11 protein-coding genes are annotated in these 12,175 nt (G+C 50.6%); 9 read left to right on the forward strand and 2 right to left on the reverse strand.

Translation table 11 applies throughout. The annotated features are described in order from the left end of the window. Positions 1–27 precede the first annotated feature (27 nt). Positions 28–1,374 (reverse strand): tetratricopeptide repeat protein, encoded by a 1,347-nt coding sequence (locus tag V3U24_06960; GenBank protein ID MEE9167182.1) that lies wholly within the window; start codon positions 1,372–1,374, stop codon positions 28–30. A 264-nt stretch (positions 1,375–1,638) separates the two neighbouring features. Here V3U24_06960 and V3U24_06965 point away from each other — a divergent pair, with 264 nt between their 5' ends. The 9 genes from V3U24_06965 (at position 1,639) to V3U24_07005 (ending at position 11,036) form a co-directional block, all read left to right on the forward strand. After that, on the forward strand, positions 1,639–2,028 hold the full coding sequence (locus tag V3U24_06965) for a DUF2007 domain-containing protein (protein ID MEE9167183.1): 390 nt from the start codon (positions 1,639–1,641) through the stop codon (positions 2,026–2,028). Beyond that, on the forward strand, positions 2,028–3,290 hold the full coding sequence (hisS, locus tag V3U24_06970; GenBank protein MEE9167184.1) for a histidine--tRNA ligase: 1,263 nt from the start codon (positions 2,028–2,030) through the stop codon (positions 3,288–3,290). Before V3U24_06965 ends, hisS begins: the two co-directional genes overlap by 1 nt. Positions 3,291–3,647: 357 nt before the next feature. Further along, a complete protein-coding gene (gene topA / locus V3U24_06975) occupies positions 3,648–5,924 on the forward strand; it encodes a type I DNA topoisomerase (GenBank protein ID MEE9167185.1) in 2,277 nt (758 codons plus the stop codon). Further along, complete coding sequence (locus V3U24_06980; protein MEE9167186.1) at positions 5,921–6,355, forward strand: cytochrome c-type biogenesis protein CcmH; 435 nt, start codon at positions 5,921–5,923, stop codon at positions 6,353–6,355. The genes topA and V3U24_06980 overlap by 4 nt, the downstream gene beginning before the upstream one ends. A 73-nt stretch (positions 6,356–6,428) precedes the next feature. Continuing rightward, the gene (locus V3U24_06985; GenBank protein MEE9167187.1) at positions 6,429–6,869 is read left to right on the forward strand and encodes a four helix bundle protein; all 441 of its coding nucleotides are present in this window, start codon (positions 6,429–6,431) and stop codon (positions 6,867–6,869) included. Positions 6,870–6,985: 116 nt separating this feature from the next. Next, positions 6,986–8,287: a glycine--tRNA ligase gene (locus V3U24_06990; GenBank protein MEE9167188.1), complete on the forward strand. Its 1,302-nt coding sequence runs from the start codon at positions 6,986–6,988 to the stop codon at positions 8,285–8,287. Between the two features lie 25 nt (positions 8,288–8,312). Continuing rightward, positions 8,313–9,161 (forward strand): glycosyltransferase, encoded by an 849-nt coding sequence (locus V3U24_06995; protein ID MEE9167189.1) that lies wholly within the window; start codon positions 8,313–8,315, stop codon positions 9,159–9,161. Continuing rightward, a complete protein-coding gene (locus V3U24_07000; protein MEE9167190.1) occupies positions 9,155–9,781 on the forward strand; it encodes a hypothetical protein in 627 nt (208 codons plus the stop codon). Before V3U24_06995 ends, V3U24_07000 begins: the two co-directional genes overlap by 7 nt. Beyond that, positions 9,771–11,036: a hypothetical protein gene (locus V3U24_07005; GenBank protein ID MEE9167191.1), complete on the forward strand. Its 1,266-nt coding sequence runs from the start codon at positions 9,771–9,773 to the stop codon at positions 11,034–11,036. Before V3U24_07000 ends, V3U24_07005 begins: the two co-directional genes overlap by 11 nt. Before the next feature lie 592 nt (positions 11,037–11,628). Here the strand turns inward: V3U24_07005 and V3U24_07010 are convergent. Then, on the reverse strand, positions 11,629–12,175 hold a 547-nt coding region (locus V3U24_07010), incomplete at its 5' end, for an ABC transporter permease (protein MEE9167192.1).

Here is a 12,175-nt window from a genome sequence, read left to right on the forward strand (position 1 = left end):
GGATTTTTTCATTCTGACCTCCTTTTGCTATTTCTCCTCAAGAAATATTTCCTCTCTCAATTTTTCTATCCTGGCTGCCGCATATTCGGCCACCTTTTCATCGAAATCACAACCGTATTCACGCACATGCTTCAGATATTTCTCATAGTGCGATAACGCCATTTTGCGATCCGCATAATGCTTATCATAGATTGCGGCAACATAAAACACCAGTTCACACCGATCTGCATCGTATTCCAAAGCTTTTTCATAGGCTTTGACTGCGTTATCATATTCCTCTTCAGATTCGTACAACTTCGCTGATTCCACGAAGATATCAGGATAGAAGCTCGGTAATGCCAAGGACAGCGCTTTGCCGTAGAGCCTTTGCGCCCTTTCATGACTGCCTAGTTCCTTATTTGTGATACCATGATAAAAACAGTTCAGAGCACTGGTACTATCTTTCTGGAATGCTTGACCAAACGCATTCCTAGCCGATGAAATCTCTCCAGTATAGTAATGACAAAAACCCAAACGCTGAAAAACGACCGCTGATGAATCTCCCAAGGATATCAGCTTGTAGTATGTTGATCTGGCCCTCCAGTAGTCACCAGTGCTAACCAGAAGATCCCCTCGTTGACGGAGAAGAGCCAGATGTTTAGGATGTTTCCGTAGACATTCAGTTACGACCTTGAGTGCCGAGTCAAATTCTTCCAAATCGCGATAAACGCGACTCAAATGAAGTACAATCACCGGACTGCCAGGGTTTATTTGATGGGCATTCCGAAGATGGACCTTGGACAGGTCTAAATCACCAGCATGGTACGCACATACTCCCAATTTCATTGAGACATAAGACTTTGTTGGGGAATGTTGTAGCAAGGGACGAAATGTTTCACTTGCACGACCATATCTTTGTTGTTTCATGTAGACATCTCCGAGCTTCAGACGAGCAGAAGGATTGGAAGAATCTGCGCCCAAAACCGTTTCAAACTGCTTTTGTGCCTGCGATAAATGGCCTAATTCCATGTAGCATCTTCCCAATGCAAGCATGATATTGACATCATCCGGATCCAGCAGGTTTGCCCTTTTGAGTAGTAGTAGCGCCTTATTGTATTCGGACATGGACTGATAAGCACTACCTAGGATGAAAAAGGCTTGGACGTACAATGAATCCTCGGCAACGATACGTTCCAATATCTCTATTGCCTGAAAATAATCACCTTTCTGGAGTTCTCTCTTTGCATTATTCAAAAGGTCGATTCCTGAATCAATCCCGGCCTGAATCGTGGGCTGGTCTTGAGGGACTTTGATGATGGTGGCTGTGACATTTGAGGTGATTACAAAAAGAGGAAAGATTGAGTAAGAAAATAAAATATGCTCAATACACTTCACAGATAGAAATTACGGCGCATCCGGTGAAACTCCAAAAATGGCCGTAAGCTTTACCCCAAAACAGGTCAAAACAACGAAAGTTCGTTGGGAACCGTCGTGGGCCAATCGGGCTGTTTTGCCGCGAACCTAAATGTGCGCGACTTACAGTCTATCCTACACCCAATTGCAGCCAGATTGCAGCCTAATTGCAACCCAATTCACTTCTTCCGTCGAGAAACACGTGAATCACCAGCCCTCCCCGCCCGCACAGCGTGCGAGGGGCTGGTGGATAATTCTGTTGTTTTTTCCCTGAAGACCTGGACAAATTCTTTCGTCGATACCATGTTCTGTCTCGAGTGTAAATCAGAATATCAAGAGGGAGTGGAGATTTGTGTTGACTGCAATACCACCCTCGTTGGTGAACTTCCGGAGGAAAAACCCCCAAAGGAGGTGAAATGGATTCCACTCCACGAGCTTCCCGGTCAGATGTACGCGGAGATGGTAAAAGAGATCCTCGAAAAAGAAGGAATTCCCAGCTACATCAAGGCCAATTTTCTCACTGGTGCCTACGGCATTAAAGGAAGTTTTGCCGGGTCACGCGCCACCCTTTACGTCCCGGAAGAACACGCTAACAGAGCCGGTTCAATTCTCAATCAAATGCTGGATCATATTTAATGAGCGGACGATTCAAAGCCATTAAGGGCGCTAAAGATCTGCTCCCTTCGGAAACTGTCCGGTGGCGGGCTCTGGAGTCCACGATCCACGACTTCATGGCACGATGGGGATACGGAGAAATTCGTACCCCTGTGTTCGAACAGACGGAGCTGTTTGCGAGAAGTGTGGGCGAGGAGAGCGAAATCGTTTCGAAACAGATGTATACTTTCCTCGACCAGGGGGAAAACAGTCTCACCCTGAAGCCCGAACTCACCGCTCCCGCTATGCGCGCCTACATCCAGCACGACCTTTCCCGCTCGGGCGCCCTCACAAAACTCTATTACATCGACTCCCTCTTCCGGCAGGAGCGTCCCCAGGCTGGAAGACTGCGCCAGTTTCATCAATACGGCGTGGAAGCTATCGGCTCACCTCATCCCGAACAGGACGCAGATGTCATTGCCCTCGCCTACAAACTGCTTGAAGAACTAAATATCAAGAATATGACTCTTCTTATCAGCAGTATCGGGTCAGAAGAATGTCGGACCCGGTACCGTGACGCTCTCACAGACTACCTCTCTCCCTTCCGGAATGACCTGAGCGAAACGAGTCAGAAAAGACTCCAGACCAACCCCTTGAGAATTCTCGATACCAAGGACCCGGAAGAACGAGGAATTCTGCAGGATGCTCCTCACCTGTTGGACTATCTCGATGGAGATGATCGGAAACACTACGACGGCGTCAAAAAGTATCTCACGGATCTCGACATACCGTACGTGGAGGCCCCCATACTCGTTAGGGGCCTTGACTACTATTCCCGCACCACCTTTGAGATCACCCATCCCGGTCTCGGAGCCCAGAATGCCCTTTGTGGCGGTGGCCGTTACGACAATCTTATCGAAGACCTGGGGGGGCAACCCACTCCGGCTGTGGGCTTCGCCGCAGGAATTGAGCGGATACTTCTCGTCCTGGAAGAGGGGCAGACTGCCCCGATAAATGGCGGGATAGCCGTCTATGCGGTTGCGGCAAGTGACGAGGCAAGACGGGATATTTTCAGGCTTGTCAGAGACCTGCGGGAAGAACGAATCCGAGCGGAATTCGATACTCTTCGCCGCAGTTTGAAAGCACAGATGCGCGAAGCCGACCGTATGAACTGTACTCATGCCGTCATAATTGGAGAGGATGAGCTGAAAGAGGACCGGGTCCTTGTGAAGAATCTCTCAACCGGCAAACAGGCTGATGTGAAGACGGAGCGCCTGGTAAGCCATCTTCGCAATGGGGACTGATATGGATTTTCTCCTGAAATAAGAGATGCCACCCCAGCCAATCGGGATAGCATCTCTTAGCTGGCATCTTACCCCTACAAAATACATACGAGATTGCTTCGCTCCGCTCGCAATGACGAGAACCAAGGAAAGTCAAGGCGGGATCGCCTGCCCACTCCCGACTAGAGGGAGGGCACGCGGGCAATGACGAACCGAGGGATTGCTAGTGTTTCCTGTATCCCTTCTCCTTTATCTTTTTCCTTTTATCTTTTGCCTTGTTTGTTTGCGAAATCTGTGAAATCTGTGGTTTCCACCTTCCCATTTACCTCTTTGATTTTGTCCTTCCCGTCGTAAATTTTTCACGCGCGAGAGAAAACGATGGCAGAACGATCACTCATAGTTGTGGAATCCCCTTCGAAGGCCCGGACGATTAACCGGTACCTGGGAAAGGAATATCGCGTGCTCGCCTGCAACGGTCACATTAAGGATCTGCCCGAGCATGAATTGGGTGTTGACATTACCGATAACTTCAAGGCTACGTACGTACTTCTCCCCAAAAAGGCAAGAATCATCAAAGACATCAGAGAAAAGGCCCGGAGTGCCCCCGCGATTCTCATTGCCACCGATCCCGACCGGGAGGGGGAGGCAATCGCCTGGCACCTCGCAACGGAACTCAACGGGAGATCGAACAAAATAAAACGGGTCCTCTTCACGGAGATTACTCCCAGTGGCATCAAGGAAGGCATCGAGAATCTCCGGGGCGTGGACATGAATCTCGTGGACGCCCAGCAGGCAAGACGGATCATCGACAGGATCGTGGGATTCAGAGTCTCTCAGTTTCTCTGGACGGTTCTCTTTGACGGCCTCAGTGCGGGGCGCGTTCAGTCCGTGGCCCTCCGGCTGGTTTGCGAAAGACACAAGGAAATCGTGGACTTCGAGCCTGTGGAGTATTGGACACTTGATGTGGATCTCAAGACGAAGTCAGACGAAGTCTTCACCGCCCAGCTCTACCGCGTGGAGGGAGAGAAGCCGGATATTTCCACCGGGGAAGAGACGGGAAAGATTCAAGAAGCCCTCGAAGATGCCAGCTTTCAAGTATCTTCCATCGAGCGCAAGAAGATCAAGAAAAATCCGTTTCCACCGTTTATCACAAGCACGCTCCAGCAGGACGCTTCCGTGCGACTCAAGCTTTCACCCACCCGGACTATGAGAATCGCCCAGAAATTGTACGAGGGCGTCGACATAGGAAAAGGGGAGCCTATCGGTCTTATTACCTACATGAGAACCGATTCGACGCGCCTTTCCGATCAGGCCGTCAAGGCCTGCCGGGAGGTGATCTCGAAAGAGTTTGGTTCCAACTATCTCCCCGCCGGGCCCCGCATCTACAAACAGAAGAAAAAGACCGTCCAGGGGGCCCACGAAGCCATTCGACCGACCGATCCGTCTCTGATGCCTGAGAACCTTACTGACAGACTGGAAAAGGATGAACTGAAACTGTATCGCCTCATATGGCAGAGATTTGTCGCCTGCCAGATGGCCCCTGCGGTGCTCGACCAGACCACCATCGTCGTTTCCGCGAATTCCTCGCATCTCTTCCGGACGACAGGCTCCACGACGACGTTCGACGGGTATAGAAAGGTCTACCCTGTCTCAAAGAAAAAAGACGAGCTCGAGATGCCTCAAGAAATCGAGGAAGGGGAGCAACTAGAGAAACTCGCATTCAAACCGGAACAGCATTTCACAAAACCTCCCCCCTCCTTCACCGACAGCTCTCTCATCAAGGAGCTGGACAGTCTGGGGATTGGGAGGCCCAGCACGTTTGCCGAAACCGTGTCGCGTCTTTTCAAACGTGAATATGTCAAACAGGAGAAAGGAAAACTTATCCCGACGGAAACGGGACTCATGGTAAGTCAAATCCTTACAACAAATCTACCGGATATCTTTGACGTCGGTTTCACCGCGAAGATGGAAGAGGAACTGGATGAAATTGAGACGGGAAAGCAGGACTATCTGGAAGTCCTGAACGACTTCTACAGACCCTTCCAGGCGTCCATGGAGGCGGTCAGCGGACGCAAGAAGGAGATCAAAGATTCTTTGAGGGAAAAGACGGACGAGGTGTGCGAGGTGTGCGGCAGTCCCATGGTTAGCAAATGGAACCGCCGTGGCCAGAAATTTCTCGGCTGCTCCACCTTTCCCGAATGTCGAAACACAAAATCATTGACCACAGAAGAGGAGAAGGAGCCTGAAATTCTCGAGGGTAAAGTATGTCCGGAATGTGGCAGTCGGCTCCTGATAAAAACAGGAAGATTTGGGCGTTATGTGGGGTGCGAGAACTACCCCACATGCAAACACACAGAATCTCTCACGACGGGCGTTATGTGCCCGAAGACGGGATGCGGGGGCGAAATTGTGGAGAGGACCAGCAGAAAGAAGAAGAAGACCTTTTTCGGGTGCAGCCGTTATCCCGAGTGCGACTACGTGTCGTGGTACAGACCGGTCCTCCATCACTGCCATGAATGTGGGAACCACTTTGTCGAAGAAAGAATGACGAAAAAAGGTGATGCCTATTTCCTCTGCCCCCACTGTAAAACAAGGTACAATTCCCTATCCGAAGAAAAAGAGTCCCCGTATCAAGAAAGGATGGACGTGGAATGAGAATGAAGTTAATTATGGTTGCCACGCTGATTCCGCTAACCCTCCTCAAGGCGGAAAACGAAGAAGCCGTCATCCGGGAACTGAAACAGACCTTAATGGCATCGTGTTTTCACGGCACTGTGGCCGAGCACGGCGATGCGGAAATGGAGGCGGAGATCCGGGAAATGGTATTCCAGGGTAGAACCAAACAGGAAGTGGTTGACCATTACATGGGGATTTACGGTGAGAGGATCCTCGCTACCCCCATAGCCCGCGGGTTTAACCTGATGGCTTGGTTTGTTCCGCTTGGGGTATTCCTCGTGGGTGTTCTTGTTTTCGTCAATTATCTAAAACACCGTTCCGGGGAACCCGTGACTGAAGCGGTCATACCTGAAAGAGAAAAAACACCCTACGATGACATCATCGAGAGGGAATTGAGGGAAATGGAGTGATCTTGACTGGAGAAATGGAGGACTGGAGAATTGGAGTAATGGGTTGAAATTCGGTGATTTGGAGAAAACTCCTGTGATTGATTATACGAAGAGACAGAACATAAATCGCGGACACATGAAACTTGACGTTTGGAGGAAGGCCACCGAACTGTTCAAAATGATCTGGAAACATACACATAGTAATTCAAGTATGGATTTTAAACTACGATCGCAGATAAACAATTCAGCACAATCCGTAGCCTCAAATATAGCGGAAGGTTACAGCCGCCGTTCGGTAAAGGAATACATTCGGTTCACATATATTGCCCTATCTTCCATGTCAGAGACATTGACACGACTCATTGGTCTTCGAGAGACAGGGCAAATTTCAGGTGAGCAATTCGAACAGATAGACAAGTTACACTATGAGGTCGAGAATAAACTTCTGAAGCTCATTAAGTCTCTGGAAACAAAGCGCGACAGCTCAGACTGGGTTGATCGCATCCACGACAACCTGGAAGAGTTCAATGCGTGATGTCAAGCATTTGTTGTCTAGCCCCGTTCTAAGACGATCATTTGGACGACCATCCAATTCTCCATTTCTCCATGACTCCACTTCTCCATTAGAAGGATTACAGGACCAGATCAGTTATGAGTGAAGTAATGGAAAAACTAGTCTCCCTCTGCAAACGGCGAGGATTCATCTTTCCGAGCTCGGAGATTTACGGTGGATTGGAGGCCACTTACGACTACGGTCCCCTGGGTGTGGAACTGAAAAACAACGTGAAGCAGCTCTGGTGGAGAGATGTGGTCACGAGCCGGGAGGACGTGGTGGGAATGGATTCGGCCATACTCATGCACCCAAAGGTGTGGGAAGCGAGTGGACATGTAGAGGAATTTCACGACCCCATGGTGGACTGCAAGAACTGCAAAGCCCGGTTCCGGGCGGACCAGATTGACCTGAAAAAACCGTGCCCAAATTGTGGAAAGACAGACTGGACAAATCCGCGCCAGTTCAATCTTATGCTGAAAACGCACTACGGACCGACCAGCGACTCTTCTTCAGTCATCTACCTGAGACCTGAGACGGCCCAGGGAATATTCGTCAATTTTGTCAACGCCCAATCGACGGCGCGTATGAAACTCCCCTTTGGAATCGCCCAGATCGGCAAGGCATTCCGGAATGAAATCACCACCGGGAATTTTCTCTTCCGCACACGGGAATTTGAACAGATGGAACTGGAATTTTTCGTTACACCTGAAGAGTCCTCAAAATGGCTCGACTTCTGGGTGCAGAACCGGTTCGACTGGTATAAGTCCCTTGGGATCTCTGAAAAAAAACTTCGTCTCCGCCAGCACGAAAAAGATGAACTGGCCCACTACGCTGTGGACTGCCACGACGTAGAGTACGAATTCCCTTTCGGCTGGTCGGAACTTGAAGGAATTGCGGATCGTGGAACCTACGATCTGGATCAACACGTAAAGTACAGCGGCAAGAAACTCACTTGGTTCGATCCCTCATCGAATGCTCACATTACCCCTGCCGTGGTGGAATCTTCTGCCGGAGTGGACCGGCCGGTTCTCATGATCCTGGCGGACGCCTATCACGAAGAAGAAGTTAAGGGAGAGCAGCGTGTGGTTCTCAGGCTCAGCCCCAGACTGGCTCCCACGAAGGTCGCCATTTTCCCCTTGGTGAACCGGGACGGAATGCCTGAAATCGGCCGGGAGATATTCAATGATCTGAAAGGCGAATTTCCCACTTTCTACGATGACGGAGGATCCATCGGCAGAAGATACAGACGACAGGATGAAGCGGGAACTCCTTTTGGGATTACCATCGATTCACAAACGCTGGAAGATCAGACGGTGACGGTTCGCGACCGGGATTCCATGCAACAAGAAAGGGTCGCCATGGGTCAAGTTTCCTCATATCTCGGGAAAAAACTCAGATAAGCCACCTGCAAGAGTCTCGAAAGAGATGACCTTTTCGAGTCCCATCATCCCAACTGACGTCTCTGTCATCATACCGACGTTCAACCGGGCACACCTTCTCCCACGTGCCCTCGACTCGGTTCTCGCCCAGACACACGTGCCCCGCGAAATTATTGTTGTAGACGACGGCTCCACCGACAGAACGGCCGCACTTCTCAGGGACGATTATCATGGCGTCATCTATTTGCACCAATCCAATTCCGGCGTGAGCGCCGCCAGAAACAGTGGAATTCGAAAAGCGAAAGGTAGATGGATTGCCTTCCTGGACTCCGATGACAGATGGCTGCCCCGTAAGCTCTCTCGTCAGCTGCACGATCTCACGGGAAATCCTGGGATGAAGATCTGCCACACCGATGAGATCTGGATTCGAAATGGGCACAGGGTAAATCCAAAGAAGAAGCACGACAAGAGTGGCGGCTGGATTTTCCGGAACTGTTTGCCCCTGTGTTGCATATCTCCGTCAAGTGTCTTGATTCATCGCACCGTCTTTGATACGGTGGGGCTATTCGACGAAGCCCTTCCCGTATGCGAAGATTACGACCTCTGGCTGCGTATCACAGCCCGATTCCCGGCTCTTTATCTGGATGAAAAACTCCTTATCAAGCACGGCGGCCACCCGGATCAGCTTTCCCGGAAGTATTGGGGCATGGACCGTTTCCGCATCCGGGCTCTTCAAAAAATTCTCGAGTCGGGAATCCTTTCCCAGGAGGACCAGGAAGCGACTCACAGGACCCTGGAAGAAAAGCTGGACATCTATCTCAAGGGAGTCCGCAAACGTGGCAGATGGGAAGAGGCCGCAGCTTTTGAAAAGGAATTTGTGGGTCTGTCATGCTGAACATCGTTGTGGCACTGTCTGCCGAGGCGGAACCGATTGTTCGTCACTTCGGTCTCGTTCCCCGGAACGGAGCTGCTCGTTTCAAAACGTACGGAAACGATGAAATCCCTGTCCGGCTCGTGGTGTCCGGTGCCGGTAGAAAGCTCGCGGCCATGGCTGCGGCCTTTCTTGGCGAGAAAAGTGGAGCTTCCAACCAAACGGCCTGGTTGAACGTGGGCATTGCCGGTCAGAGAAATCTCCCTGTGGGAACCCCTGTGCTGGCAGACAGGATCACTGACGATACGACGGAATCCTCATGGTACCCCCCTATCCCATTTCAACCGTTCTGCAAAACGTTTCCGGTAAGAACGGTTGATCAGCCCGTCAGTGACTATCCCACTGATGATGTGTATGATATGGAGGCGTCTGGCTTCTATGGGGCGGCCAGTAGGATGTCCAATCCGGGGACGGTACACGTATTGAAGGTGATATCGGACAATCGCCTCACCCGTGTGGAGAGCATCTCCCGGAACGGAGTCATCCGGCTCATGGAGGATCGCATGGGAGGAATAGAGCGGATCGTTACATCCCTCATGGAGCTGACGGTAAACGAAGAAGAAACGGCGGAAAATGAAGATTGACTATGCCAGACGGTTTTCGTCTTTCAGCGACCAGGCACTTTACCAGAGCCTGGATGAAAGACTGCGGTTGTATGTCCGGGAGATGGGGTTCAGGTACCAGCTCACGTTTCAGGAACTTCGCCAGATGACCGAAATCTCTGTTGATCTACACATGTGGGATGAGGAACCCATCCACGTCCCAGGCAGACCATCCAAAGAAGAGATGCTTCAGACAGTCAAGGATCGCTGGCTGGCCCTTCGTGAAGAGGAAACACGTTATCCGTCCAAGCCCTCAGCCCGCCCGTTCTCTCCTGAATCAAAGAAGAAAACACTTGCCGTCAACCAGGGAAACAATGGCGTCTTCGGTATGTGTCCCGTTGCCTCGGAAAAAACGGTTTGCTGCAATCTTCACACCATCGATACTGTCCAGGGGTGCGGCTTCGGATGCAGCTACTGCAGCATACAGACTTTCTATGATCCCGGAAGCATTGCGGTGGATAACAATCTTTCTGAAAAGCTCGCCAATATCTCTCTCAACCCCGAAAGGAATTACCATATCTGTTCCGGCCAGTCGTCTGATTCGCTGCTGCTTGGGAATCAAAATGGCATTCTGGATGCCCAGTTCGAATTCGCCCGTATGAACCCAAATGTGCTCCTGGAGTTGAAGACCAAGTCGAAAAACGTGCGGTACCTTATTGAGGCGGATGTGCCCCCAAACGTGTTTGTCAGCTGGTCCCTGAATCCTCAACTAATCATTGACAATGAAGAGCACCGTACAGCCTCGCAGGAGCAGCGACTCGACGCGGCCCGCAGGGTGGCGGACAGGGGAATTCGAGTCGCGTTCCATTTTCATCCCATGATTTACTACCGGGGCTGGAAGGAGGACTATTCCCGCTTAATACAGAATGTTCTTTCTCTATTTTCACCGGAAGAAGTTGTCATGGTATCCTTCGGTACGCTGACCTTTATCAAGTCGGCAATCAAGAATCTGAGACTCACGGGATTGCCGAGTAAGGTTCTTCAGATTCCCATGGAGGAAACGGCAGGGAAATATTCTTACTCTATTGGAACAAAAGAGGAGATGTTCCGCACCGCCTGGGATGAGTTCCGACCCTGGCAGGACAGAGTCTTCTTCTACCTTTGCATGGAGAGCCGTGAACTGTGGGAGTCGGTTTTCGGCTTCTGTTATGACAGCAACGAAGAGTTTGAACAGGCCATGCTCCAGGACCTTGCCCACAAACTCAGAATCAACGGCCAGCCGCATACCCTCAGTTAGTTCTCCCTTCGGCGTCTCTTGGCTCCCTTCTTCCAAAGTAAGCACAGGATAAAGAGGTTAATTCTTTTGGTACATAAACAGGTTTGTTGTTAGCCGCCGATTGTGGGAGCTGTGTTGAAAATGTTTCTTGTTCCGTACTTTACTTGGTCGCAAGAAAAGTACTGCAAAATCTCAAGATCCTGTGGAGAACTCCGGCTGAAAAATCCTCCCGCCCGGTCTGGTCTCTCCGGAGGAATCAATTAAACTCCCCCGAAAGCCATCGGGGTCAAACAGCAATTGATTCTGATCTCCGTCGAGCCCAGCCCGTTTCAATGCGAAACGATTTTTAGGCCGTTTTTTTTGTTTCTGGGTGTCGCATGAGAAATATTCAGCCTCGTATGGTTCGAGGTCAGCGAAAGAAAAGGATGAATTTCTGTTTGAGTCCGGCAGCTGCCGGATGAGTTAAATTCATCCCTTGAGCGAGCCGAGAACTGGGTTGAATGTTTCTTTAGCAACGATTCTTTTCGCTCTTTTCTTCTAAAGAAAAGAGCAGAAGAGAAGAATTTCGTGACACTGAACCACAAGACGATTTATTCCCGGCTGGAGCATCCATTTAGCTCCGAAACAGTGTTTCCTCGCGGTTAAACCACTTCACGCAGCCCCACAGACCCAGAGCACCGAGGATAAAGAGGGAGACGTACACCTCCACCAGGTGCACCGGGTTGATGGTTCCGGCAAGTACATCCTTTGTCGCCAGGGAGACATTAAGAATCGGAACCAGAGCCGTCCGGGCATTCAGTTCCATGCCCGGCAGCGTCCCAATCAGGGCGGGAAGGATGATAGCCATATTGAGGGGAGTGATAATACTTTGCGCTTCCTTGAAGGATCTGGCGAAGATGGAAAGGCTCAGAATCACTGCCGCGAAGAAAGCGGCGATAGGGAGAAGAAGTGTAAGAATCATGAGAATCATTTTCGGTCCCAGCATTTCCATAACTACATCCAGAACGTCCGGCGGTATCTCGGGAAACCGGCGCACGGCAAGATAAAGACCCACCATGGAAATTAGCGCGGTTGCCACACCCGCCAGCATGACAACGAAAAACTTGCCCATGACAATCTCCAACCGACTCGCTGGTGACGACAGAAGTGTCTCCAGTGTC

The organism is Candidatus Neomarinimicrobiota bacterium (genome assembly GCA_036476315.1).
In the GTDB taxonomy this organism is placed as follows: domain Bacteria; phylum Fidelibacterota; class Marinisomatia; order Marinisomatales; family S15-B10; genus JAZGBI01.